Genomic DNA, 26,197 nt, shown 5'->3' on the forward strand with positions numbered 1-26,197 from the left:
TTATATACGACGGTGCTGTGCAACCGGCATCCGTCGCCGCAACGCATTTTGCTCTTCACGGTCAAACTCAGCAACGACACAGGCCTCACCTAGACCCGCCTCGGCCAACACTCGACCCCAGCTATCGATAACTACTGAGCCACCCGATGTTTGGCGCTTGGCATCATGAATACCCCCTTGATTGGCCGCAACAACCAAGCATTGATTTTCTATCGCTCGCGCACGTAATAGCGGCAACCAGTGCGCCCAGCCCGTTTGCCGAGTAAACGCTGACGGCAGCACGATAATATCTGCGCCCTTATCGACCATGGTGCGAAATAGCTCAGGAAAACGTAAGTCGTAGCAAATACCAATGCCAAGACGGCCTATGTCCGAATCAAATACCGCTACTGCATCGCCCGGTGCGTAACTTTCTGACTCTCGATAACTACCCTGCGCATCGCCAACATCGGCATCAAATAGGTGAATCTTGCGATAAGCGCCTAAACACACCCCATCAGCGCCATAAACCAAAGACGTTGCGAAAACTCGACCGTCGTCTGCTGGCAGCGGAATACTGCCTCCAACTAGTGTGATTTGGTATTTTTTTGCCAACCCCGAAAGAAACTGTTGCAGCTCGCCATGCTTACCTTCAGAAATCGCCAACTTAAAAATATCTTTGCTGCCGAATAAGGCAAAATTTTCAGGTAACACCGCCAACTTCGCGCCTTTAGCAGCGGCCTTTGAAACTAACGCTTCCGCACGCACCAAATTCACCGGCAATTGATCTACCGACACCATTTGCAGTGCAGCAACTTTAGGGAGTGACAATGAATCGGAATGGCGCATGCCAGTCACCTTTATTCATGTTTACACGTCATGCCAAGTATCGATAACACAACGCATCCAACTAATTAAAAATTTTCATCACTATCTACATCAAAAATCTTTTTAAACGTTAACTCAGGTTGCTGAATAGTGCCTGAAATATCGTAGACTGCGCTCGAAAAACTATCGACTTGCTCCTCAAACACCTTCGTCACTACATAGGCGCCCGCAGCCGCAGGTAAACCACCCACAAGCGCGGCAACCCAGGGCAAATTACTCCCAACAGGTAGAGTCGCGACTAGGCGAAGCGCAGGAACATCGGTATTCAAATTAATATTACCGGTCATCTGGAACCGACTAGACGGCCCCTTTATATCAAGAGGCTCCTGCAACCGTACCATGCCACCGTGTAGGCTCAAACTGCCACGCATGGAATCGAAGTAAATCCCCTTGCTAAACACATCGCGAAAATCGAATTTTAATCGCCGTACAATATTCGCCATATTGAAAACACTAAACACGCGCAATGCGCCACTCGCCGCATCAGAACTTTTTAAGAAACGTCCATCGTTAAAACTAAACTCTAAATCGCCATCACTGTGCAAAATATTCCATTGATTGGGTGAGCCAGCCCAATGCATATCAACATTAAAGTCGCCCGTTTTAGTTTCTATAACTTTGGAATAACCAAGTTCAGCTAACACGGCACCAAAATCTTTGACCGCAAATCGGCCCTGTAATCGAGAGTTCTGATTGCCATTATCATCTCTAAACCAATGTAAACTGCTCTCGCCATCGCTAGGCGCCAACGCTATACCACGCAACATTCCCCGCAGCTCACTGAAGTGCGCGCCAGTTTCATCGCTGCGTAAATTAAACCCGACGCTACCCCAATTTCGACCACCAACAGAGAGCGCTTGAATATCAACATTTGCATCCATTAAAGTCCGCGGATCTACATCCACAACGTCAGTCGCTACACGATCTTCAAATGCGGGCAAGGCCAATTTTTGAAATACCAGTTTCGAAATTGTCGAAGAATCGTTTCGAGGAAACGTTAAGTCTCCCGCAAGCTGGACGCTGTCTACTCTCAACTGCCAACGACCCACATTTTCCCTTAGCGTGATGCGGACATCGTCCAGAAGATGGTCGAATATATCGACATCATCTATGTGTAAGTCGTTTACTGCCAGGACCATTGCCGCACCACTAGGCGGCACACTGGCAATATAACGATCGGCTATCTGCCGCCACTGTTCAAAAGTGGCGAAATCCACACGTCCGTCAACGTTAAACTGACCCAATAAAGGCCGAGCTACTGATTTTTTAGTATCTGTTGGGCCGAGGGTCAAATGAGCACCAAAAAGAGCTCCATCACTAAACCCTAGATTCAACTTAATTTGATCTGCCAAGGTCAGTTGAAGTAATTGTTCCTCTTGACCAAAGGGCAGCGTGACAGCAAGCACGCTTGGGGACTCTGGCGACTTATAAAATGGCTGCGGCAATGATATTTCCACCCCTCGCAAATCAGACGCCAAAGATAGGCCCGGCGTATCACCACCCGCTTGAATATGCAGACGAATATCACTGCGACCGCTAAAAAACTGCAAAACGGGCAGCTGGAGCCACTGCGCAACGTCATTCACTGCAAGTTTTGTAACAACATCGACATCAACTTGCCGATCACGCTGGCTAATCACCGCCGACAGTGGCCTGCCAAACACTTCGCCAGTTAAATTTCGACTGTTCAATCCATCGGTAGAGTCATAGTGCAAATGCCCCTGAACATTGCTCAATGCCAAGCGATATTCACTTAGACCCACCACCGAAAAATCTATATCCGCATCAACATTCACATTGGGAGTATTGTCGCCTACAAACTGTAAATGAAGACCAAAGTTCACATTTGCATCGCCCTCACCCGTCCACGAGTCAAAAGTACTCCCAACATAGGAGTGCAGAGGCGTATCAATAAGTAGACTTTTGACCTGTTCGAAATTGGGATTTGCGGTTGTAGCGACATCCAAAACCGCATGCCCGCTCGCGGAAGTGGAAACATCAACCGCTAGCGGCCCAAGGGCCAACCCATTCATGGTTGCGGACGTAGACTTCGCTATCACCTCAGCATTATCAATCCGCACCGATGCCTGCGCCGCTTTGACCGACGGCCAATCGGCTTGAAAATGCAATTCCGCGTCAGCGAGATCGAGATCTAACTGAACCGATGGGCTGTGCTCAGCATGCGCCAGTAAGGAGCCGTGATAGATAAACCCTGCGGTTTTAGCACGCCCGCCACGAATACTATCCTCAAGCCAATTATGGAGTCCGTCGCTCAAGACCTTGGGCGTATACAGACCATGCTGACTGGCATCTATGTCCTTCGCACCAATCACCAAAGTCATCATCGGGTCAGGCTCAGCATCCTTGTGTAAGGGCAAATCCAAGCGCAGCATCGCCGCCATTGGCTTATCATTGCTTTTAGCACTAATCAAACCACTGTGCAGACGCAGACGCTCCTGGTCGTAGTCCCAGCGCAACTCTGCTTTCACCGAATTTAAATCGAAGGCCTTGTCATATAAATGAGGAAAAGAGAGGGACAAGGAATCCGAATCCATCATCAACAAACCCTGTTGAGGACTGATTTCTAAATACCCCGACAAGCCCTCTGCACCCGGCGCCCCCTGCCAGGCCTGCACGCTTAGTTTCGACGCTTCGGCTCGGAGCACAAAATTATCGACTCCCGAGTCTCCGGTAAACAAGTCAAACTGAATATGATTCAGGTGACCTTCGGGCGCCAAATCAATGAGCACCTGTTGCAGGTGTTCTGGCAGTATGTCGCTTTCCGTCAGAAGTGCATTACTGGCGCCAACGTCTAACTGCGGTAAGTTAAAACGCCAAAGGGTTTGTTCCGGGTGACGCACTGAAATACCGGCAAGATCAATACGATGATCTCGCCAAAGAGCGTCAAACTCAGTAAAACTCACTCGCCAAAAGCCATCGCGGTGACTTCCGGCAAAACGCATATTGACGTCTTTTAGCGAAGCGTCCTCAGCCCCCCACAAAACACCAACGGCAAGTTCAGGTGCATTTAATACACCGCTCAAACTTATGCGCTGCCCACGTCGCCAACTCAGCCATAACTCGCCACTCACTTCACTATCAAACAGTGGCGCGCTGTCTTGAAAGATGGGTGCTATTGCCGACAAACGACTACCGGCGATGACCATATACGCACTAGCACTAAATTTTTCGGCATTGCGCGGATCACCGTAGGCCTCAAGTAACATTTGAATATCGCCATCGCTGTCTGTATTTAGCTGGGCGTAGATACGTCGGAATTTATCGTCGCTGCGCAAAGAGAAATCGCGACTGCTGATATGGGTGACATTGCCATTTGCATAACGGAGATTGATGGCAAACAAATCTAACGCGGCACTGCGAACACCGAGCACCGAGTTAATTAACATATCGGGACTAGCATCGGCGGCATCGGCGGTTACCAATCCTGGCACCCGCCAGCGACCATCCGCTGTTTGCTCCAGATCCACACTGAGTGTGCCCGCCTGAATTTGGCGAACCTTTGGCGTGCCTGTTACCAACGAAGACAGCACATCAATTTCTATACGGGCATGATCTAAACGAACGGCCGCGTTAGCGCCAAGACGAAAATCACTAAGCTCAATGACAGGAGAGAGGCCTGCCCAGCTGCCTTGCAAGCTAGCCGCCTGCATACTGATGCCGGTAAAACCCTCTACACGCTCAAAAATATCCTGCTGATAACGCTCTACCAAACCGATATATTGGCGCCCCAAACTTGCGTACAAAGCGAGAATAACCAGCAGTACCAGGGCGACACCCCAGAGAAAGGTATACAGCTGGCGAAACGCGCGAACGAGCATCAATAATCACCCATGATTATCGCCACCACGCTCAGAGCAAAACAACATCAAACTGCTCCTGCGTGTACACCGCCTCTACCTGAAAGCGAATACTTGCACCTATAAACTCTTCAAGATCTGCGACGTTTGCCGACTCTTCGTCAAGTAAACGATCAACCACTTCCTGCGATGCCAATACCAATAAACGCTTACTTTCATAGGCACGCGATTCACGCAGAATCTCTCTAAACACCTCGTAACACACAGTTTCCGGCGATTTTAGCGAGCCTCGTCCATGACAGTAATGACAGGTTTCGCAGAGTATATGTTCCAAACTTTCGCGGGTGCGCTTGCGCGTCATTTCCACTAAGCCCAATTCCGAAACACCGGTAATTGAGGTTTTCGCGTAATCTTTCTCCATGGCCCGTTCTAGCGCGCGCAATACTTGGCGACGGTGTTCGGGGTCTTTCATGTCGATAAAATCGATAATGATAATACCGCCAAGATTTCTTAAGCGAAGTTGACGTGCGAGCGCCGCCGCGGCCTCTAGATTGGTTTTAAATATGGTTTCTTCTAAGTTGCGATGACCGACAAACGCGCCGGTATTAATATCGATGGTACTCATCGCCTCAGTTTGGTCGATAATTAAATAACCGCCCGATTTGAGTTCTACTTTGCGCCCTAAGGCCTTCTGAATTTCGTCTTCAACACCATATAAATCGAATACCGGCCGCTCACCTGGGTAGTATTCAAGCTGAGAGCTAATCTCCGGTAAGTAATCTTCAGCAAATTGCGCCACACGCTGGAAACTCTCGCGGGAATCTATTCTTATTTTTTCTAAACCAGGCCTAACCAAATCGCGCATGGTGCGCATAAATAACGGCAAATCTTCGTATATCACGCTAGGCGCAGTATCGCGTTTCATGCGGCGCTCAACCGCTGCCCACAATCGTTTTAAAAATTGTACATCGGCATGCATTTCATCCTGACCAGCACCTTCAGCGGCCGTACGCAAAATATAGCCGTCCTGCAGATCTTCATCTTCGACTCGCGCAGCTGCCTCTAAAACCTCGCGCAAACGCTGACGTTCTTCTTCGTCATCAATTCTATGTGACACGCCGATGTGAGCTGCGCCCGGCATATACACCAAATAACGGGAAGACACCGACAACCGCGTCGTTAAACGTGCGCCTTTCGTTCCCATAGGATCTTTACTGACTTGAACCGTAAGCAACTGTCCTTCGCGAATCTTACTGCGAATATCTGCATGTTCACCGGTGTCAGTATCTAAGCAGGCAATATCTGAGGCATGAATAAAGCTAGTGCGCTCTAAGCCAATATCAACAAACGCCGCCTGCATACCCGGCAATACACGGACAACTTTGCCTTGGTAAATATTGCCCACGATGCCACGCGAACGGCTGCGTTCAATATAGACCTCCTGCAGCACACCATTTTCGACGACTGCCACGCGGGTTTCTACCGGCGTAACATTGATAAGAATCTCTTCACTCATGCACAGGCTCTATAATAATTCCGGCTTTGCCCAGCAAAACCGCTGTTTCGTATAAGGGCAAACCCATGACGCCAGAATAGCTACCGCTCAAATGTTTTACAAAGCATCCCGCTGCACCCTGAATGCCATAAGCCCCGGCTTTGTCGTCGGCGTCACCGCTGGCGACATAGACCTCAATTTGCTGGTCTGACAAATGAGCAAAGTGCACGTCGCTAATACTCTGGCTCACCGTTATGTCGCCGTGCTGGCAAATGGCGAGCGCCGTGATAACTTGATGAACACGACCGCTAAGGCCCGACAACATTACCTTAGCATGTTGACGGCTCAAGGGCTTTCCCCAAATTTCATCATCAACAATGACCGAAGTATCTGCCGCCAACACGACCCGGTCTGGAAAAGCCGCAGCAACGGTTGCCGCTTTTTCTTTAGCCATACGCCGAACGTAATCCAAAGCCAACTCACCGCTGATTATTGACTCGTCTATATCTGCGGGCACCACCTGAAATGAGACACCAATTTGGGTGAGCAATTCAGCCCGACGCGGAGAGCCAGACGCCAAGATGAGTGAATGACTATTTTGCAAAATTAAAATACCGCAAAAGCACGCTGAAACCATCCGACGATTGGCCGCACAAACAACCAAAGCAGCCCGGTGGTCAATGCGGGGAGGAAAACCAGCCAGTGGGTTTGTGCTACACCGTTAATATTTTGCGCCCACTGATCAACCAAAATATGGAAAAGCTCAAGCAAGAACACAAAAGCAGCCTGCTTGCGTAAACTAAACATGCGCAAGCGCTGATATGACACTTGAATGATATAGGCAACCACGGCGAAGGCAAACGCATTCTGACCGAGCACCACGCCCTGTAAAACGTCTAAGAGAATGCCGCATAGCCAACAAACAAAGACGCCAACACGCTCAGGCAGCGCGAGCAGCCAATACACCAAAATCAACAATAGCCAGTCAGGCCGAGCCCAAGCGAGATCAGGGCTAAGGGGGGATATACTCAGTAACAAGGCAATGAGTATAGAAACAACAACAAACCAAAGTCCCTGCGCATGCGACTCCATGCGCTACTCCTCTATCTTCTGCTCACTGAACACCAGTAAGACATTGCGGCTGCGATCCAGTTTCGCCATAGGGCGGGCGCGAACTTCAGCAAAAGGCTGGCCGGGATCGATTGACACTTCAACGACCTCGCCAACGGGATAACCGCTGGGGAATCGGCCGCCAAGGCCTGAACTCACTAATAAATCTCCAACTTGGATATCCGTAGTGGCTGCAACATGGGTCAGTGCCAGCTCATCAATTAAGCCGGTGCCTTCTGCAATTGCCCGCAAGCCATTGCGACTCACTCGTACCGGCAAGGCGTGGGCGTTATCAGTAATTAAAAGCACGCGGCTTTGCAGTACGCCCACCTCGATAATTTGACCGAGTAAACCATTGGCATCAATAACTGGCTGACCTACAAACGCGCCGTCGCGACTACCCTTGTCGACCAACAGCAAATGCCTATTGGGATCAGACGCCACGGCAATGACCTCGGCGACCACAACAGTATCATTTACACGCTCGGAGGAATTCATCAGCTCGCGAAGACGCACATTTTCGGCGCGCAGCTCGATATATTTTTGAAGTTTTGCATTGAGGATGAGCGACTCGGAACGCAAGCGCTCATTATCAGCGAGTAAATCGCTTCGACTGCTCCACGAATCGCGGAACTGATTAACCATGCGACTGGGAACATCCACGACCCAATAAAATGGGGTCGCGACAAGAGACAACTGAGTCCGCAGAGGCGCCATAAAATCAAGGCGCTGACCGAGTAAAATCAGAACCAACGCAACACCGCCTAAGATCAGCAGTCGGCCGCCAATGGACGACTGATTAGAAAATACCGGTTTAATTGCTGCGTCCTCCCTCCGCGGGGCGAATCATTATTACTCAGCAGACAATATATCAAGATGATGGCGATCCATCATCTCTAAGGCTTTACCACCACCACGTGCAACGCAGGTTAAAGGGTCTTCAGCGATAATAACAGGCAAGGCGCTCTCATCTGCGATCAACTGATCAATACCACGCAACAACGCACCACCGCCGGTTAAAACGATACCGGTTTCGGCAATATCCGCCGCCAACTCGGGAGGCGACTGCTCCAGAGCGCGCTTAACACCCTGAATAATTACCTGCAGCGGCTCCTGAAGCGCTTCCAATATTTCATCACTATTCAGGGTGAAGCGACGCGGAATACCTTCAGCTAAGTTACGACCGCGCACATCAATTTCACGCAATTCACTGCCAGGGTAAGCGCAGCCAATTTCTTGCTTAATCCGCTCTGCAGTTGCGTCACCAATCAAGCTGCCGTAGGTGCGACGTACGTGAGTCACGATAGCCTCGTCAAAACGGTCACCACCAACACGCACAGAATCTGAATACACCACACCGTTTAAAGAGATAATTGCGATCTCCGTGGTACCACCACCGATATCGACAACCATCGAACCAGACGCTTCATCAACGCGTAATCCCGCGCCAATTGCCGCCGCCATAGGCTCTTCGATCAGGCGTACTTCCCGTGCACCAGCACTCAATACCGATTCGCGAATGGCCCGACGCTCAACCTGCGTACTCTTACACGGCACACTCACTAGCACACGCGGACTAGGACGAATAAAACTATTCTGATGAACCAATTTTATAAAATGCTGCAGCATTTTTTCAGTGACTTGGAAGTCGGCAATAACACCGTCTTTCAAAGGACGAATTGCCGTGATATTTCCGGGCGTACGGCCCAGCATGCGCTTGGCTTCCATCCCCACTGCTTCAATTGTTTTTTGACCATTATGAACACGAATAGCCACTACCGAGGGTTCATCTAGCACAATCCCCTGACCACGCACGTAAATAAGAGTATTTGCTGTTCCAAGATCAATCGAAAGATCATTGGAAAACATACCGCGAATTCGTTTAAACATGTGTAATTGACACCTTATACAGCCCCGTTTTTTGGGCAGGGACTAGGCTGATCGGACCGGAAGCAAATGCCGCCCGGCAACATCGCGAGGCCCTAAATTAAAAACTTTGCCACTCTATCAACGGCAGGGATTTAGGGCAAGGCGCAAATATGATAAGTTTAACGGTTTACCGGCAACCTCATTGCAAATCCAACGCATTCCTCACTTTGCGCAGCGGAAATCAGCTTATTGTTGTCACGACCCACTTTATTAAGGTAGAGCATGAGCCTAGACCAAAACGACATTGCAAAGTTAGCACGGCTGGCGAGAATCAATATCGCAGAAACAGAAACCGCAGAACTCAGCGAACGCATTGGCGACATTCTTAATATGGTCGACGCTATGCAAGCCGTCGACACTGCCAACGTCGTAGCAATGGCAAATCCCCATGACGCTATACAGCGACTCAGAGCCGATGAAGTCACCGAAAGCAATCACCGCGAAAAATTTCAACAAATCGCACCGCAAACGGCGGACGGCTTGTACTTAGTACCCCAAGTGATTGAATAGAACGCGACTGCGTATTGCGACGACACACCAATTTACCGCCGCACTCTATTACGGCAGACACAACGAGTAATCTGAACTATGCCCAAGCACACAATTGCCGATATTCTTCGGGGGCTGGAAGCGAAAACATTCTCCAGCGAAGAAATCACGCAGCAATACCTAGACGCCATCGCTAAACACGACAGCAAGTTCAATAGTTTTATTACTGTGACCGGCGAGCAAGCACTAAGCCAAGCTCGCGCAGCCGATACAGCCAGACAAAAAGGGGCTGCCGGCGCCCTCTGCGGCGTACCCATTGCCCACAAAGATATTTTTTGCACTGAGGGTGTTCGCACCAGCTGTGCATCGAAAATGCTCGACAATTTTATCGCGCCCTACAACGCCACCGTCGTTGATAGACTCGCTAGCGCCGGCGTTGTGACACTCGGCAAAACCAATCTCGACGAATTCGCCATGGGTTCGTCTAATGAAACCAGTTTTTATGGCCCGGTTCGCAACCCTTGGAATACCGACTGTGTACCCGGCGGCTCATCCGGCGGCTCAGCAGCAGCAATTGCAGCGGGTATGGCACCCGCTGCCACGGGCACCGATACCGGCGGCTCCATCCGTCAGCCAGCCGCACTGTGCGGCCTCACTGGCTTAAAGCCGACCTACGGGCGTGTGTCTCGTTACGGTATGATTGCGTTTGCGTCCAGCCTCGATCAAGGTGGGCCAATGGCAAAGACTGCCGAAGACAATGCGCTACTATTGCAAGCCATGGCGGGATTTGACCACCGCGATAGCACCAGCATGAACGTCGCCGTGCCCGACTATGTTGCCGGACTGAGCAAAGACCTCAGCGGATTAAAGATTGGCGTACCTAAAGAATATTTTAGTGACGGCCTAGCCCCAGACATCGCAGCGGCAATAGAAGCCTCACTCGATGTGTACAGAAAAATGGGGGCAGAAATTAAAACGATAAGCCTGCCTCACACGCATTTAGCGGTGCCTTGTTACTATATAATCGCACCCGCTGAAGCATCGACTAATCTGTCACGTTTCGACGGCGTACGCTATGGATATCGCTGCGAAAACCCAAAAGATTTAGACGACCTATACACCCGAACTCGCGCCGAGGGTTTTGGCGCCGAAGTGAAGCGCCGAATCTTGATCGGAACCTACGCGCTATCGTCTGGTTTTTACGACGCTTACTACCGCAAAGCTCAGCAAATTCGCCGTCTTATAAAGCAGGATTTTGACGAAGCGTTTAAATCTGTCGACATTATTGCAGGACCGACCACACCCAACCCCGCGTTCGCCCTCGGTGAAAAAGTGAGCGACCCCGTTACCATGTACCTTGAAGACATTTACACCATCGCTGTCAATCTAGCAGGGCTTCCAGCCATTTCATTACCGGCTGGCTTTACCCAAGGCAAGCCGATCGGATTGCAACTCATCGGCCGCGATTTTGACGAAACCACCCTGCTCGCCGCCGCACATCAGTATCAGCAACGCAGCGACTGGCACCAGCAAGCCGCTCCCGGCAGCGTATAAGGATAGCGACTATGGAATGGGAAGTTGTAATTGGTCTGGAAATTCACGTCCAGCTCACCACCAAATCTAAGATATTCTCCGGCTCCAGTACCGCCTTCGGCGCCGACGCCAATACCCAAGCGAGCGCTGTAGACTTGGCTATGCCCGGCACCTTGCCGGTGCTAAACGAGCAAGCGGTGAAAAATGCCATCTTATTCGGCTTGGCGATAAACGCGGACATTTGCCGCGACTCGGTTTTTGATCGTAAAAACTATTTCTACCCCGATCTACCCAAAGGCTATCAGACCACACAGATGGACTTTCCCATCGTCGGTCCCGGTATCGTAGAAATCACTTTGAGCGACGGCAGCACCCGAAGCGTTCGCGTACATCACGCCCACCTAGAAGAGGATGCGGGTAAATCACTACACGAAGACTATCAAGGTATGTCGGGCATCGACCTCAACCGTGCAGGCACGCCGCTTATTGAAATTGTATCAGAGCCCGATATGCGCAGCGCCGAAGAAGCTGTCGCTTATCTACGTAAGATACACTCTATTGTGACCTACTTGGGCATTTCCGACGGCGACATGTCCCAAGGTTCACTGCGCTGCGACGCCAACGTTTCGATTCGTCCCAAGGGGCAAGAGGAATACGGCACTCGTGCCGAACTCAAAAACATCAACTCTTTCCGCTTCGTTGAGCGCGCCATCAAAACCGAAGTATTGCGCCAAATCGAGCTGATTGAAGACGGCGGCAAAGTTAAACAAGAAACGCGCCTATACGACAGCGACAAGAACGAAACCCGTCCAATGCGCAGCAAGGAAGAGGCGAACGACTACCGCTACTTCCCCTGCCCAGATTTACTACCGGTGCATGTTGAACAGTCGCTAATCGATGAGCTTTTAGCAGGTATGCCGGAATTACCGGACGCAAAACGCCAGCGCTTCGAGTCAGACTTCGGCCTATCCGCCTATGATGCCTACCTGCTTACCGGCGAACGCGCAGTCGCTGATTATTTTGAAGTTGCTGCCAATAGTGCAGGCGACGCCAAACTGGCAGCCAACTGGGTAAACGGTGAACTATCAGCTTCGCTGAATCGAGATAATCTATCAATCAATGCCAGCCCCGTAAGCGCGGAGCAGCTCGGCGGCTTAATTCAGCGGATTCGCGATAACAGCATTTCAGGCAAAATCGCCAAGCAAGTCTTTGACGCCCTATGGAACAAGGAAGGCGACAGCGCAGACGCAATTATCGACAGCAAAGGTTTAAAGCAAGTCTCAGACAGTGGTGCTCTAGGCGCAATGGTCGACGAGGTACTCGCTGCCAACCCAGAACAAGTTGAGCAATTCCGCGCCGCCGACGAAGGCAAACGCAAAAAAATGCTGGGCTTTTTTGTCGGTCAAATAATGAAAGCGTCGAAGGGCCAAGCAAACCCTGGCGTAATTAACAAACTTTTAAACGAAAAACTCGGCGGCTAAACCGCCGGTACTTTTATGGTAGAAACAGTTTTATGAAAAAAGACAAAGAAAAAGTATTAGACGAAGTATGGACGGAAGGCCGTGTTCGCGAGTTTCTTGATTCAGAACCTAAAGCAGGTACCAATCGCGACTTCCACGCCTTGCTAAAAGCCTACCAAAGCATGCGCGCCGATGACTTTGAATTATTCATTGGCATGTTTTTAGAGACTGGCCGCGATCTTAACGCCACCGACAAGGATGGCCGCACGGTATTAAGTTACGCTAAAGAACACCGCAATTCCGGCGAGTACGTCGCCGCACTAGAAAGCAAAGGTGCCGCTTAGCAGGCACCTTTGTCTTTACATACCGCGACCGCGAGCTAAGCGGTCGCGATTTTCCTGTTTTTTCTTCTCACTTTTCCGCAGCATAATATAAACCGCCCCCGCACCGCCGTGCTGAATCTGGGCGCTGCAAAAGCCCTGCACCTCATCCATTTCGGGCAACCAACGATTCACATAGGATTTCAGCACCGCACCCTTAGATTCATTGTGATGTCCTCGACCATGCACAATCATCACCGTGCGCAGATCAGCTTTCATGGCCTCGCGAATAAATTCAAACACCTGCAAGCGAGCTTGCTCCACGGTCATCTTATGCAAATCAAGTCGAGCTTCGGTGGCGTATTTACCCTGCTTTAAACGACGGAATACACCGAGCTGCACGCCTTCACGACGAAACTCAAGTAGGTAATATGGATCTAATATTTCTATTTCAGACGTTGATAAAAAATTACGCGCATTGCTCTGCGCCGTCGCAGCAGCGCGCCGCGCAGCAATATTTACCTCACCGCCATCATCTTTTCTAATTACCACGCGCCGCTCTAGCTCAAGCGGTTTGACACCGGCCATCTCTTCAGCGAACAATCTATCGTCGTCGCTCATACTCACCTCCTCCGGCGTAACAGGAATTCAACAATGCCCACCAGCAACTTAGTGTCTTACACCGATCCTGCCCTCTGCCCACTCTGTCAGCAAGAGAATCATTGCGCCGTGGCGGCAGGCAAAGACCCCACTAGCTGCTGGTGCATGAACACTAAAATAGACGAGGCCGCCAAACTTCGCGCAAATGACGGTGGCAGCACGAAACGCTGCCTTTGTAAGACCTGCGGATGCCCGTGCTAAGCTTACTCGTAGTTCTCAACCATCTTCTCATAGCGCTCACACTCAGGCGTTGAAGTATCGCCCATGTTTTCTATTTGATCACAGCTGAGCTTTCCCATAGATGACAAGCACGCACTCGCTGGACCATAAAGCGGATGCGCCGCCGCTACACTAGGGAACTGCTGCTCAATTGACTGACACGTGTTCTCTAGACTGGCGGTAATCATCGCCCGCATATCAGGGGTTAAATCCGCCTCGCCAATACTTTTCATGGCGCAGGACTTCATCTTTTCACACATCACATTATAGGATTCGCTTAAATCTCCCGCCTGAACTTGGCTGGATGCCACAAACACCACACCAAGCCACACTAAATAAATTGCTCTCATCAGACCTTTCCCTCTGTCAGTATTCCTAGTGTTATGAAAAAGCTAAACGCTCGGTGTATCGCCGACAGGGCAAAGCACGCAGCATTAAGCGAGATATCGTTGGCCATTTAATGGCTTAGCTCGTTATCATTAGGCACAACAGTGATTTGAATAATGCGAACCCATTCGCCCGCTAACAAGCGAGAAAAAGCATAGCGATTTTTCTCCGCACGGGAAAGTGCGCCGCTCAGCAATTCGAACAATTCATTCCTAACAGGTAACTCTGACTATGAATGCACGCCCACTCAGCGGCCCAGACTATTTAATACGCGGCTTTAAAATGCTACGCGAACCGGGAATTCGTCTCTTTGTCGTCTTGCCACTGCTGATCAACGTCGTTATTTTTGGCACCTTCACCGCGCTTACTCTAGAAACCATCTCAGGATGGATAAACCAGGTCGTCGCTTGGCTACCTAGCTGGCTAGACTTTTTACAGTGGATTCTCTGGCCGCTGGCGGTCATTCTCGTGCTCGCCATCGTTATGTATATCTTCAGTACCGTGGCCAATATCATTGCCTCGCCCTTCAATGGTCTGCTCGCAGAAAAAGTCGAGGAAATGCTCACAGGAGAAGACGTGTCTGGTCGCGAAACCATTGGGATGGCAATCGCGAGCTTTCCAAAGAGTATCGGTCGAGAATGTCAAAAGCTACTGTACTACTTCGGCTTTGCGATTCTAACGTTAATTGCCAGTTTTGTTATCTCGCCGTTGTCGCCACTTCTTTGGTTTGCTCTGAACGCATGGATGATGGCTATCGAGTATTGCGACTATCCGATGGACAATCACAAGCTGAGCTTTAAGGATGCGCGCAAGCGTGTGGCGAGCCAGCGCGGAACCAGCGCAAGTTACGGTGCGCTGGTTATGCTGGGTACCATGGTACCTATTTTGAATTTATTTATTATGCCCGCCGCGGTTTGCGGCGGCACCCTAATGTGGGTGGAGCGCTTTAAAAATAAAGCTTAACGAGTGCTTGACAGCAAATGCTCGGGGGGTCGTTCGCAGGGCAATTTCATACCTAGCTCTGCTTCAATGCCAGGCAGCAAAAACGCGTCATCTTCGCAGGCAAAGCTAATCGACGTACCCGTGGCGCCTGCTCGACCTGTACGACCGATGCGATGCACGTAGTCATCGGCATCTTCCGGCAAGGTGTAATTAATAACGTGACTAACGCCATCCACATGAATACCACGACCTGCCACGTCGGTAGCAACTAGGCACGCTATTTCACCATCTTTAAACTGCTGCAGCGTTCGCGAGCGTTTATTCTGCGGAATCTCCCCAGATAACATACCGCAACGAATACCGGCCTTTTGCAATTTCTCATGAAGGCGCCGCGTTTCATCCCGGCGATTCGCAAACACAATCACACTTTTCGCACTGTCATGGCGAACAATATTCAACAGCAATTTGAATTTATCTTGGGATTCAACCAAATACACTTTTTGGTCAACCGTATCCGTTGCCACACTTTCGGGCTCGATCTCGATATTCACCGGGTCGTCCGTCCACTGCTCCGTTAAACGAATAATGTCATCGGTAAACGTGGCACTGAACAATAGGGTTTGGCGGTGGCTTTTTTGAGGACAAGAACGCACGATGCGTTTTACTTGCGGAATAAAGCCCATATCTAACATTCGGTCGGCTTCATCGATGACCAGAATTTCAATTTGATCTAAGTAGAGATCTTTGCGACCTTCGAAATCCAATAAACGACCTGGCGTCGCGACAACAATATCGACCATCCCCGCCAGCTTATCTTGCTGCTTTTGGTAGTCCATACCGCCAATTAAGGTGACCACATTTAAGCCACAATATTTGCCTAGTTGGCGCGCATCATCACCAATTTGAACGACAAGCTCGCGGGTAGGCGCAATAATTAAGGCACGCGGCTCGCCCGCAAAACGCTCTTCTTTAATGGGATTTATTAACAAATCATTGAATATGGTGATCAAAAAGGCGGCGGTTTTACCCGTGCCTGTTTGCGCTTTACCAATAACATCATTCCCGCGCAGTGTATGTGGCAGAGAAGTCGCTTGTATTGGCGAACAGTATTTAAAGCCGGTATCGGCAATACCGTGCATCAAGCGTTCATCAAGGCCGAGATCGTGAAAGCGGGTTTTACCCTCTTCCGGCGCTACGTGAAATTCTTTAAGTGTCCATGCCGGGGCAGTCACTTCCGCTTTTTTACTTGGCGCCCGCTCGCGACCGCGCTTATGGCCACCTACGTTATTTTCTTTTCCATCTAATGCTGTGCCCGACGTAGGGGTCGCATTGCGCGTCTCGGCAACCGAAGCTGCGGCCTTGGGCGCGGGTTTACCTGATCCAAACAACTTTTTTAACAAAATACAGTCTTCTTACATTGCTCAATAATCAGCCATTCTAGCATTATTCCTTCACTTCAGTGCCAGCCTGTGATTCTTGGGATGATGGCTTTGTATCGACAGCTGTTTCTACTGCCGCTTCTGACTTATCTTTGGGTGGCGTCTCGGATAATTTTTCTGGCTGAACTTCGGCCTTTTTTGCGGATTCAGCGCCTGACTTTGCCGGCTCAAGTTCTGGCTCCATCTTTGTGTCAATCGGTATTGGCTTCATATATTGCCGCACCTGCCGATCTAAAAAATAATCCAAGCTCAAGTACCGTCCACCGCCGCTAAATAATAAACTCAGCAGCATAATAAAATACGTGGCAGCAAACTCAATACCATTATTCAGGACTGCATAATTGCCCTTTTCTGTTAGCCAGCCATAGTGACCGTATTCGTTTAGCAGGGCTCTGGCCCGCCCCAAACGCTCACCAACGCCAATACTATTTTCCATACTTTCTTTTGCCATCGGCAGACCAATATCAGCCAACGGCTTTGCCGCACTTGTTAACGGATCACTCGGCGCAATCGCAAACCAGCCGTTATCCCAGTGAACACTATAGGCCGCGACCAGCATTGCGACCATTAGGGGAATACTCACCCAGCGCACAGCAAGGCCAAACAGCAATAAAAATCCACCCACTAATTCTGTGTAAGTCACCAAATAAGCCATGAGCTCTGGATAGGGAAGATGCAAACCCTGCCCCAACCAACTCGCGGTCGCATCGAAATGCTCAAGTTTATAGAGCCCTGCAGCGAGCATAATCGGTGATAAATACAGACGAATTAAGAATGGCGCAACACCATCAAGCTTGGACAGCAGACTGAGTATGCCATCGTGCAAAAAATAGTAGCCCCGGAAAAGCAACCTCATGATGATCCCTCACTCATTATCAATGCGTTGTAAAAACTTATTATTTAATGGCCGCCTATCGAGAGCCGCCCACTGAAACCCCTAAAAAGACTTTGCACAAACGGGACACTCAGGGTCACGACGCAAATTGAGCTGCCGTACTTCCATTGTCATTCCATCGATAAGCAATAGCCGTCCGATCAAGGGTTCACCAATACCCACCAAGCATTTCAATGCCTCAAGGGCCTGCATGCTCCCAACCATCCCCACGATGGGCGCAAGCACACCGCTTTCGGCACAATTTAACGCCGCGTCATCGCCATCCTGATACAGGCAGCGATAACAGGGCGAATCATCCCGTCGAAAATCAAACACACTTAGCTGCGCTTCACCACGTATCGCCGCCCCTGACACTAATGGCCGCCGCGCCCGGTAACAGGCCTCGTTAAGTGCAAAGCGTGTGGTGAAGTTATCGCTGGCATCAACGACTAGATCAACAGACTCTACCGCCGCAAGGAGTGCCTCACCACTGAGCCTAGCATCGAGCAAAACCAATTTAGTCTCAGGGTTAATCGCTGCCACGCTATCTGCTACTGATGCCGTTTTCATACGGCCTATATCGGCCTGACCGTGGGCAATTTGACGCTGCAAATTACTAAGATCGACGGTATCGTCATCCGCTAAATGCAATTCACCGACACCCGAGGCTGCAAGATAAAGAGCCACAGGGCAGCCAAGACCGCCCATCCCCACAATCAACACTTTGCTATTGAGCAGCGTTTCCTGCCCTGCGATATCAAGCGCCGGTAATAAAATATGACGGCTATAGCGCAGCAATTGCTCGTCATTCATGTCAACCACGCGCCCCATGTCATTCTTTCATTACCACCGTAATCAGCCTGCGAAGCAACATTGCTAAAGCCCCGTTCAATCAGGGCTGTGCGCACTTGTTCGCCCTGACTGTAGCCGTGCTCCAGTAGCAATTCGCCACCGGCAATCAAATAATCAGGCGCTGCGCCAATAATACTACGCAAGTCCGCCATGCCGCCCTCTGCCGCAACTAGGGCGGAGCTAGGCTCAAATCGAACATCACCCTCACTTAAATGAGGGTCGTCTGGGTCGATATAGGGAGGATTGCTAACAATAAGATTAAAACGCTGCACAGGGATTGAATCGAACCAGCTTGAACACACTAGTCGCACATTACTCAGGCCAAGGGTATCGCGATTTCGCTCAGCTAACGCGACAACGTCAGAAGAAAAATCCGACGCGAGTATGTCAGCATCCGACCGCTCTGACGCCAACGCTAAAGCGATAGCACCGGTACCGGTACCGAGATCTAAAATTTTGGGATTTACTTGCTCGGCGAGTATGCCCAACGCCCGCTCTACCAAGCACTCGGTATCTGGTCGCGGAATTAAGGTAAGCGGCGACACAGCCAAGGGTAGGGACCAAAAATCTCGCTCACCCAAAATATGGGCGATTGGCTCGCCCGCGATTCGGCGATCTACTAAATGGCGAAAGTGTTTTTCCTGCTCTGGCGCCAGTTCACTTTCAGGCCAGCTATACAGATAACTGCGGGGTTTCTCTAGGCAGTGGCATAGCAACAAGGAAACATCTAAATCCGGCGAGTCGCTCAAACCCATTAAGCGCTGTCGCATCGCCATCGCCTCAGCAATAGTCAATGCAGGTACAGCGCTAGACACGCCCATTATTCCGCCAACGCAGCCAAAAGATCGGCCTGGTATTCCTGCCGCAGGGGCGACACAACACAATCAACATCGCCCTGTACAAATTCGTCTAATTTATAAAGGGTTAAGTTAATACGGTGATCCGTCACTCGTCCCTGCGGAAAATTATAAGTTCGAATGCGCTCGGAGCGATCACCACTGCCCACCAAGTTGCGCCGTTCGGTCGCCTGGTCCTGCTGCGCTTTACTGCTAGCAGCATCATTCACTTTGGCGGCTAGCAGAGACATCGCCCGCGCCTTGTTTTTATGCTGCGAACGCTCGTCCTGACACTCCACCACAATACCGGTGGGAATGTGAACAATACGCACCGCAGAGTCGGTAGTATTAACGTGCTGACCGCCTGCGCCGCTCGATCTAAACGTATCGATACGCAGATCACCCTTATTCAACTCTATTTCATCAGCCTCTTCCGGCTCGGCCATTACCGCTACCGTGCAGGCAGAAGTGTGAATACGCCCCTGAGATTCAGTTTCGGGTACCCGCTGCACACGGTGTGCGCCAGACTCAAATTTGAGATGGCCATACACTTCTTGCCCCGCAACGCGGCTGATAATTTCTTTAAAGCCGCCATGCTCGCCTTGGCGCTCACTCAGCACTTCTACCCGCCAACCTTTGCGCTCAGCATAACGGGAATACATGCGAAACAAATCGCCCGCAAAAATCGCCGCCTCATCACCGCCCGTACCGGCGCGAATTTCTAAAAACACGTTATGAGAGTCATTGGGGTCACGCGGCAACAGTAGGGTTTGTAGCTCGACCTCTAGCCCAGCCAATTTTTCCTTGGCCGACGCTATTTCATCTTCGGCCATTTCCCGCATGTCAGCGTCATCCTCCGCCAACATAGCGGTCGCCTCGGCCAAGTCTTCTTCTATTTGGCGAAAGCGACCGTACGCCTCAACCACTGGCTCAATTTCGGCGTATTCCTTCGACAAACCGCGAAAGCGATCTTGATTGGCAATTATTTCGCCGTCGCTTAATAGCGCGCCGATTTCTTCATAACGATCAAGCAAATTGTCGAGTTTAGTGACAATGGAGGCCTTCATATTTTCTCGCTTAGTGTGTAGTTAGGGTCTGTTGACCCTATGCTTAGGAATCGCTGTCTTTGAGCTGGAATAATTCACGCGCCCAATGAATAAGATCAACTCGCCCTTTCGCGCCCGCTTCTTTTATCTGTGTGGTTGGGCTGTGTATTAATTTATTTGTTAAACCACGGGCAAGTTGCTCTAGGACCTGCTCCGCATCATCACCTTTCGCCAAATTACGCAGTGCACGCTCTAGTTCTATATCGCGCAACTGCTCGGCCTTAGCACGATAATCCCTGACAGTGTCAACGGCATCCAAAGCTCGCAACTGCGATTCCCACTCACGCAGCGCCAACTCAATAATATCGCCCGCCTTAGCCGCTTCACCCTGCCGAGCACGTTTATTAACTTCAACAATCTCTCGCAGGTCATCAACCGTATAAAGGTAAACGTCTGCCAATTCCGCAACCTGGGGCTCAATATCCCGAGGAACCGCAATATCAACCATCACCATTGGACGATGCTTGCGCTTTTTAAGCGCGCCTTCAACCGCGCCCTTGCCCAATATCGGCAACTGACTCGCTGTTGAGGCAACGACGATATCTGCGCCGACAAGACTTTGCGGAATATCCGCCAGCATAACCGCCTCTGCGTCAAATTTCTGAGCCAGCTCGCGGGCCCGCTCCAAGGTTCTATTGGCAATAATCAGTCGCTTTATGCCCTTGTCATGAAGGTGCCTCGCCACCAGCTCAATGGTTTCACCTGCGCCAATCAACAGCGCGGTACAGCTGCTTAACGATGAAAAGACATGTTGCGTTAAATTCACTGCCGCGTAGGCAACCGACACGGGGTTCTCGCCTACCGCGGTATCCGTTCGCACACGCTTGGCAACGGTAAATACATGGGCAAATATGCGATGTAAAACGCCGTTCGCTGTTCCCGCGTCGACCGCAACCGCGTAGGCCGATTTCATCTGACCCAGAATTTGCGGCTCGCCCAACACCATTGAATCTAGCCCCGAGGCCACACCCATCATGTGTCTTAAAGCGTCTTCGCGGCGATGATCGTATATACACGCACTCAACTCATCGCGGCCAATATGATGATAAGACGCCAACCAATCCAGCATACTTGCAGCGGCAGCATCACCATCACTCTCAGCAATACCATACAACTCAGTTCGATTGCAGGTAGACAAAATGGCGAGCTCAGAAACGCCCGTGCAACCGAGCGCATCGTTCAGCGCTTGACTCATTTGCTCAGGCACAAACGCCACCCGCTCGCGAACCGAGACAGGCGCAGAATTGTGATTAATGCCAATTACGAGCAATTTCATTGAGTACAGAGTGCCTGCTTTATCCAGTACGAAGCCAAAATAGCGGGGAATTTTAGCAAGACAGGGGACAAAAGTGGATTTTATTCCCACCTTTTGCAAAACAATCTACGTTTAGCCGATATGGCGCGAATTAATCGCTACCGCAAATGTCCTATGCGGCAACCCTAACCACCAGCAAAGAGCCATGCTAACATTGGCCTTTAATCACGGTACTGATATTTTTACTATGCACCATGCCTTTACCAAACTGCTATTCAGTTTTTCAGTTTTGCTCCTCAGCGGCTGTGCCGTGTTCACAGCCGAACAAGAACAAACACCGGAGATAGAAGCCGCCGTCAGCGCAAAGCCTGCGCCTGTTACACGCCCCTTTCCAGAAGATGCCTTCTTCGACTTACTAGTGGCCGAAGTCGCGCTTCGTAACCAAGACCTAGAAACAGCGCTAGACAACTACACCTATCAAGCGGAAAAAACTGGCGATCTTGGCGTTATCATCACTACCGCTAAGCTAGCTCAATATCTAGACCGTGACGACATTGCGGCTATTTACGCAAAACGCTGGGTAACGGAAGAGCCCGAAGCCGCCGAAGGCTACTTTATCTTGTCGTCAGCGCTATCGAAGACCCAAAATCCCCTCGCCGCACTGCCCTATATGATTAAAGTGCTTGAACTTGGTGGCGACAGTAATTTTGCAGCCTTGGCGGCCACCGTGCTGTCGCAACCCAAAGACGAACAACAGCAGTTTTTCGATGGTCTCAGCGCACAGCTTAAATTGCACCCCGGTGACAACTCTCTAAAAATCGCAAAAGCCTTAATGTTGCAATACCGTAACCAAGAAGAAGAGGCGCTAACACTTATTCATGAGGTCCTCGATGAAGAACCTGACAATCCGCACGCCTTATTAATTGAGACTCGCACCCTAAGCCAACTGGGACGAGACGAAGAAGCCTTGACTCGCCTGCGCTACGCCGTAGACCAAAACCCGCAGCATAAACGTTTACGCCATGACCTCGCTCGCCGCTTGGTTAAAACTGATTTATTCCAAGCCAAGGCACAATACGAAGAACTAATACGACAAAACCCGGACGACAGGGATTTGCTGCTCGAACTTATGCTCATCAATCGCGAGCTTAGCAATACTGCAGAAGTTGCCGCGCAACTTAAATCACTCAATGAAACCCCTGAACTTCGCAGCCGCGCTAATTATATTCTTGGCCGCCTAGCTGAAGAAGATCAAAATTGGCCCGAAGCCATCACCTATTATTTACAGGCCACCGGGCCGGCGGAGTTCACCCAATCCAGCCAGCGAATTGCCAGTATTAGCCTTGCCGTTGAAAGTACAGACAAAGCTTTAGAGAGACTGCGCACCCTGCGTTTAAATCACCCCGAACAAGCGATATTCATCTACCTCTTAGAAGCGGAAATACTACGCAAAGAAGCACGCTATACGCAGGGCTACGAGTTACTCAGCAAAGCATTAAAGAATCGCGCCGATAACGAGCAACTGCTTTATGCGCGGTCTTTATTTAGTGAAAAGCTGGGCAATATTGACGACGTAGAAAGAGATTTGCAGCACATCATTGACCGAGACCCTAACAACGCCACCGCGCTAAACGCACTGGGATATAGCCTGGCAAATTTAAGTAATTCGCGACTCGACGAAGCCGAGCAGCTAGTAAAGCGCGCACTTGAACTAGAACCAGACGATCCGGCAATTATCGATAGCTACGGCTGGATTATGTTGTTAAAAGGTAACCTCAACGCAGCAATCACATTGCTAGAAAAAGCCTTTGAACAAACTCAAGACCATGAAATTGCCGCACACTTAGGTGAAGCCCTATGGCTCAGTGGTGATAAAATACGCGCCAAAGCTGTATGGGAAACAGGCTTAAAAAATACGCCTAATAGCCCTATTATTATGGAAACACTTCGCAAGCTAGAACTTTTTAATGAGTAGCGCGTACATGTCTAAGTCATCCCTATTGAGAACCCTCGCCATTATTACCGCGCTAGCAATTAGTGCCTGTGCGACGCCGCCAAAGCCGGCCGTAAACAGCGAGTCGGAGATTTGGCAACTACAAGGGAAAATAGGCCTGTGGTATGGCGACAAACAAGAGAGCGCAACAATCGACTGGTCTCAGTGCAGCGCCGAACGTGTTCGTATACGGCTCAGCGGCCCACTCGGCGCCGGCGGCATTGAGTTATCCGCAGATCAAACTGGAGCGATGCTGATACAGAATGGCGAAACCACCCACGCGCAAAGTATAGAGGAACTTGCCAGTCAGGCCGAGTGGCCTCTCCCCGTCGATGCCTTACGTTTTTGGGTAAGAGGACGCCCGACCCCAACAGAAAAATTAGAGGGCCGCGTCAACACCAACGGGCAACTGGAAGAGCTTGCGCAAATTGGCTGGAAAATCACCTATCGCTACCGCACCCCGTTCCACCAGCTACCGAATAAGATTAGCGCGGAGTCGGCGAACACTCGGCTAACCCTAATCATCAGTGACTGGCAAGACCAACCCACACTCTGCGGTCAATAATGCAAACGTTGACCCTGCCATGCCCGGCAAAGATTAATCTATTTCTCAACATCACCGGGCGCCGAGCTGACGGCTATCACGAGCTGCAAACTCTTTTTCAGCTGCTGGATCATGGCGACACACTAACGCTAGCGCAACGCAATGACGACGAAATAACACTGGCAAGCGAGCTCGACGGCGTTAGCAAAGAAGACAACCTTATTATCCGCGCGGCGCGAAAACTTCAGCCTTTAGCGCGGGACATACCCGTCGGCGCGGATATCCGATTAGAAAAGCGACTGCCCATGGGAGGCGGCATCGGTGGCGGAAGCTCCGACGCCGCCAGCACCCTACTGGGCCTGAATAAGCTATGGCAAATGGGCCTGAGCATCGATGAGCTGGCCGAGATTGGTTTAGAGCTTGGCGCTGACGTCCCTGTATTCGTTCGTGGTAAAACGGCGTGGGCGGAGGGAATAGGAGAGAAACTCGAACCCGTAGAAACAAGTAATTTATGGTATCTGGTGCTAAAGCCCGACTGCCATGTCTCCACCGCAGAAATTTTTTGTCATGAACAATTGACACGCCATGACTCACCGATCAAAATAGCGACCTTTCTTGAGGGGGGTACCGGAAATAGTTGCGAACCATTGGTTCGAAAACTCTATCCGGAAATTGATAAGGCCTTGATTTGGCTGGAACAATTCTCTCCCGCGAAGCTTACTGGAACAGGCGCATGCGTCTTTGCCAGCTTCGCAGATCAGATGACTGCACAGACAGTTTGTGAGCAACGACCATTAGGTACCCATGGTTTTGTCGCCCGAGGTGTAAACACCTCGCCATTGCACATAGCATTGGGCTTACTCTAAGAAGTTATCGTAAAAAGTTTATTGGGGTGTCGCCAAGTGGTAAGGCACTGGGTTTTGATCTCAGCATCCGTAGGTTCGAGTCCTACCACCCCAGCCATTTTAACCATGTAGCCAGAAGCCACATGTAATTCAGTGTCAGTCGCGTAAAATAACGATCTGAAGACTGTCTAGCTTTATGAACGTAGGCAGCCACCACCTGATTTTTCAAAACACACATGCCTAACAGGACTCTGACCGTGCCCAAGATGATGGTCTTCACCGGCAATGCCAATCCCGAACTCGCCCGCAAAGTTGTTGAGCATCTTCACCTACCCCTAGGCGATGCGACGGTTGGTAAGTTTAGCGATGGCGAAATCTACGTCGAAGTAAATGAAAATGTCCGCGGCGCTGACGTCTTTCTTTTACAGCCAACCTGCGCACCCACCAACGACAATTTGATGGAGCTCATCGTTATGGCCGACGCTATGCGCAGAGCATCCGCCGGTCGTATTACCGCTGTTGTACCCTACTTTGGTTACGCTCGCCAAGATCGCCGCGTGCGTTCACAGCGTGTACCAATATCCGCCAAAGTCGTTGCCGACATGATGAGCGGCGTTGGCATTAATCGTGTTTTGACTGTTGATTTGCACGCCGAGCAAATTCAAGGATTCTTCGACGTTCCGGTAGATAACGTTTACGGCTCACCGGTACTGCTCGACGATATCAGTCGCCAGCAATACCAAAACCAAATGGTCGTATCACCCGACATCGGCGGTGTTGTTCGCGCCCGCGCTGTAGCAAAGCAATTAGATGACGCAGACCTAGCCATTATCGATAAACGTCGTCCACAGGCAGGCGTTGCGCAAGTCATGCATATAATCGGTGAAGTACAGGGCAAAACCTGCTTGCTGGTGGATGATATGGTCGATACCGCCGGCACTTTGTGTAAGGCCGCCGAAGCCTTAAAGCAGCACGGCGCAGCAAAAGTTGTCGCTTACTGCACACATCCTGTATTATCCGGCGCCGCCATTGCGAATATTAATGGCTCTGAACTAGATGAATTGGTTGTTACCGACACCATTCCACTGTCAGAAGAAGCAAGAAAGTGCACCAAAATTCGTCAGCTAACCCTGGCAAATCTATTGGCCGAGTCAATTCGACGGGTCAGTAATGAAGAGTCGATAAGCGCTCTGTTTCGTTAAACCACAACGGTTTAGCAACAGG

The 26,197-nt window shown here is 50.4% G+C and carries 25 protein-coding genes and 1 tRNA gene; 11 read left to right on the forward strand and 15 right to left on the reverse strand.

All coding sequences use genetic code 11. The features are described from left to right. The 7 genes from O9X78_RS01395 to O9X78_RS01425 form a co-directional block, all read right to left on the reverse strand. Nucleotides 1-828, reverse strand: a complete 828-nt coding sequence (locus O9X78_RS01395) for a carbon-nitrogen hydrolase family protein (protein WP_269617809.1) — start codon at nt 826-828, stop codon at nt 1-3. Nucleotides 829-893: 65 nt separating this feature from the next. Then, nucleotides 894-4,706 carry a YhdP family protein gene (locus tag O9X78_RS01400; protein ID WP_269617810.1) on the reverse strand — a complete coding sequence of 1,271 codons (3,813 nt, stop codon included), beginning with the start codon at nt 4,704-4,706 and terminating at the stop codon, nt 894-896. Between the two features lie 31 nt (nt 4,707-4,737). Continuing rightward, nucleotides 4,738-6,201, reverse strand: a complete 1,464-nt coding sequence (gene rng / locus O9X78_RS01405; RefSeq protein WP_269617811.1) for a ribonuclease G — start codon at nt 6,199-6,201, stop codon at nt 4,738-4,740. Continuing rightward, nucleotides 6,194-6,784, reverse strand: coding sequence for a Maf family protein (locus O9X78_RS01410; protein ID WP_269617812.1), 591 nt, complete (start codon nt 6,782-6,784; stop codon nt 6,194-6,196). The genes rng and O9X78_RS01410 overlap by 8 nt, the downstream gene beginning before the upstream one ends. A gap of 2 nt (nt 6,785-6,786) precedes the next feature. After that, entirely contained in the window at nt 6,787-7,272 is a 486-nt protein-coding gene (gene mreD, locus O9X78_RS01415; RefSeq protein WP_269617813.1) for a rod shape-determining protein MreD, read from the reverse strand. 3 nt (nt 7,273-7,275) lie between these two features. After that, nucleotides 7,276-8,109: a rod shape-determining protein MreC gene (gene mreC / locus O9X78_RS01420; RefSeq protein WP_269617928.1), complete on the reverse strand. Its 834-nt coding sequence runs from the start codon at nt 8,107-8,109 to the stop codon at nt 7,276-7,278. Nucleotides 8,110-8,142: 33 nt separating this feature from the next. After that, the gene (locus tag O9X78_RS01425; RefSeq protein ID WP_219042468.1) at nt 8,143-9,180 is read right to left on the reverse strand and encodes a rod shape-determining protein; all 1,038 of its coding nucleotides are present in this window, start codon (nt 9,178-9,180) and stop codon (nt 8,143-8,145) included. 261 nt (nt 9,181-9,441) lie between these two features. Here O9X78_RS01425 and gatC point away from each other — a divergent pair, with 261 nt between their 5' ends. From gatC to O9X78_RS01445, 4 genes are all read left to right on the forward strand, one after another. Next, nucleotides 9,442-9,729 (forward strand): Asp-tRNA(Asn)/Glu-tRNA(Gln) amidotransferase subunit GatC, encoded by a 288-nt coding sequence (gene gatC, locus O9X78_RS01430; RefSeq protein WP_269617814.1) that lies wholly within the window; start codon nt 9,442-9,444, stop codon nt 9,727-9,729. Between the two features lie 78 nt (nt 9,730-9,807). After that, entirely contained in the window at nt 9,808-11,262 is a 1,455-nt protein-coding gene (gene gatA / locus O9X78_RS01435; protein WP_269617815.1) for an Asp-tRNA(Asn)/Glu-tRNA(Gln) amidotransferase subunit GatA, read from the forward strand. Nucleotides 11,263-11,273: 11 nt separating this feature from the next. Beyond that, nucleotides 11,274-12,722, forward strand: a complete 1,449-nt coding sequence (gene gatB / locus O9X78_RS01440; RefSeq protein ID WP_269617816.1) for an Asp-tRNA(Asn)/Glu-tRNA(Gln) amidotransferase subunit GatB — start codon at nt 11,274-11,276, stop codon at nt 12,720-12,722. A gap of 32 nt (nt 12,723-12,754) precedes the next feature. Then, the gene (locus O9X78_RS01445) at nt 12,755-13,045 is read left to right on the forward strand and encodes a PA4642 family protein (RefSeq protein WP_269617817.1); all 291 of its coding nucleotides are present in this window, start codon (nt 12,755-12,757) and stop codon (nt 13,043-13,045) included. Between the two features lie 15 nt (nt 13,046-13,060). Here O9X78_RS01445 and smrA read toward each other — a convergent pair whose 3' ends face one another. Next, the gene (gene smrA, locus O9X78_RS01450; RefSeq protein WP_269617818.1) at nt 13,061-13,642 is read right to left on the reverse strand and encodes a DNA endonuclease SmrA; all 582 of its coding nucleotides are present in this window, start codon (nt 13,640-13,642) and stop codon (nt 13,061-13,063) included. 33 nt (nt 13,643-13,675) lie between these two features. Here smrA and O9X78_RS01455 point away from each other — a divergent pair, with 33 nt between their 5' ends. Then, nucleotides 13,676-13,882, forward strand: a complete 207-nt coding sequence (locus O9X78_RS01455; protein ID WP_269617819.1) for a cysteine-rich CWC family protein — start codon at nt 13,676-13,678, stop codon at nt 13,880-13,882. Between the two features lie 2 nt (nt 13,883-13,884). On the opposite strand, the gene O9X78_RS01460 is transcribed toward O9X78_RS01455, so the two are convergent. Beyond that, on the reverse strand, nt 13,885-14,250 hold the full coding sequence (locus O9X78_RS01460; protein WP_269617820.1) for a hypothetical protein: 366 nt from the start codon (nt 14,248-14,250) through the stop codon (nt 13,885-13,887). Between the two features lie 268 nt (nt 14,251-14,518). On the opposite strand from O9X78_RS01460, the gene cysZ reads away from it, so the two are divergent. After that, the gene (gene cysZ / locus O9X78_RS01465; RefSeq protein ID WP_269617821.1) at nt 14,519-15,250 is read left to right on the forward strand and encodes a sulfate transporter CysZ; all 732 of its coding nucleotides are present in this window, start codon (nt 14,519-14,521) and stop codon (nt 15,248-15,250) included. Here cysZ and rhlB read toward each other — a convergent pair. From rhlB to hemA, 6 genes are all read right to left on the reverse strand, one after another. Continuing rightward, on the reverse strand, nt 15,247-16,461 hold the full coding sequence (gene rhlB / locus O9X78_RS01470; RefSeq protein ID WP_435056038.1) for an ATP-dependent RNA helicase RhlB: 1,215 nt from the start codon (nt 16,459-16,461) through the stop codon (nt 15,247-15,249). The two genes, cysZ and rhlB, sit on opposite strands and share 4 nt — an antisense overlap. Before the next feature lie 211 nt (nt 16,462-16,672). Further along, a complete protein-coding gene (locus tag O9X78_RS01475) occupies nt 16,673-17,524 on the reverse strand; it encodes an HvfX family Cu-binding RiPP maturation protein (RefSeq protein ID WP_332108495.1) in 852 nt (283 codons plus the stop codon). Nucleotides 17,525-17,605: 81 nt separating this feature from the next. Then, nucleotides 17,606-18,355 carry a HesA/MoeB/ThiF family protein gene (locus O9X78_RS01480; RefSeq protein WP_269617823.1) on the reverse strand — a complete coding sequence of 250 codons (750 nt, stop codon included), beginning with the start codon at nt 18,353-18,355 and terminating at the stop codon, nt 17,606-17,608. Further along, nucleotides 18,352-19,170 (reverse strand): peptide chain release factor N(5)-glutamine methyltransferase, encoded by an 819-nt coding sequence (prmC, locus tag O9X78_RS01485; RefSeq protein WP_269617929.1) that lies wholly within the window; start codon nt 19,168-19,170, stop codon nt 18,352-18,354. Before prmC ends, O9X78_RS01480 begins: the two co-directional genes overlap by 4 nt. 44 nt (nt 19,171-19,214) lie before the next feature. After that, a complete protein-coding gene (prfA, locus tag O9X78_RS01490; protein WP_269617824.1) occupies nt 19,215-20,297 on the reverse strand; it encodes a peptide chain release factor 1 in 1,083 nt (360 codons plus the stop codon). 43 nt (nt 20,298-20,340) lie between these two features. Next, nucleotides 20,341-21,612, reverse strand: a complete 1,272-nt coding sequence (gene hemA, locus O9X78_RS01495; RefSeq protein ID WP_269617825.1) for a glutamyl-tRNA reductase — start codon at nt 21,610-21,612, stop codon at nt 20,341-20,343. A 184-nt stretch (nt 21,613-21,796) separates the two neighbouring features. Between hemA and O9X78_RS01500 the strand changes: the two genes are divergently transcribed. The 5 genes from O9X78_RS01500 (at nt 21,797) to O9X78_RS01520 (ending at nt 26,175) form a co-directional block, all read left to right on the forward strand. Beyond that, nucleotides 21,797-23,566 carry a tetratricopeptide repeat protein gene (locus O9X78_RS01500; RefSeq protein ID WP_269617826.1) on the forward strand — a complete coding sequence of 590 codons (1,770 nt, stop codon included), beginning with the start codon at nt 21,797-21,799 and terminating at the stop codon, nt 23,564-23,566. Between the two features lie 7 nt (nt 23,567-23,573). Then, entirely contained in the window at nt 23,574-24,149 is a 576-nt protein-coding gene (gene lolB / locus O9X78_RS01505) for a lipoprotein insertase outer membrane protein LolB (RefSeq protein ID WP_269617827.1), read from the forward strand. Beyond that, nucleotides 24,149-24,994 carry a 4-(cytidine 5'-diphospho)-2-C-methyl-D-erythritol kinase gene (gene ispE / locus O9X78_RS01510; RefSeq protein WP_269617828.1) on the forward strand — a complete coding sequence of 282 codons (846 nt, stop codon included), beginning with the start codon at nt 24,149-24,151 and terminating at the stop codon, nt 24,992-24,994. The genes lolB and ispE overlap by 1 nt, the downstream gene beginning before the upstream one ends. Before the next feature lie 22 nt (nt 24,995-25,016). Continuing rightward, nucleotides 25,017-25,091: transfer RNA gene (locus O9X78_RS01515), tRNA-Gln, on the forward strand. Between the two features lie 151 nt (nt 25,092-25,242). Beyond that, on the forward strand, nt 25,243-26,175 hold the full coding sequence (locus tag O9X78_RS01520) for a ribose-phosphate pyrophosphokinase (protein ID WP_435056039.1): 933 nt from the start codon (nt 25,243-25,245) through the stop codon (nt 26,173-26,175). The last annotated feature ends 22 nt before the right edge of the window (nt 26,176-26,197 follow it).

The organism is Zhongshania aquatica (genome assembly GCF_027257955.1).
Classification (GTDB): domain Bacteria; phylum Pseudomonadota; class Gammaproteobacteria; order Pseudomonadales; family Spongiibacteraceae; genus Spongiibacter; species Spongiibacter aquatica.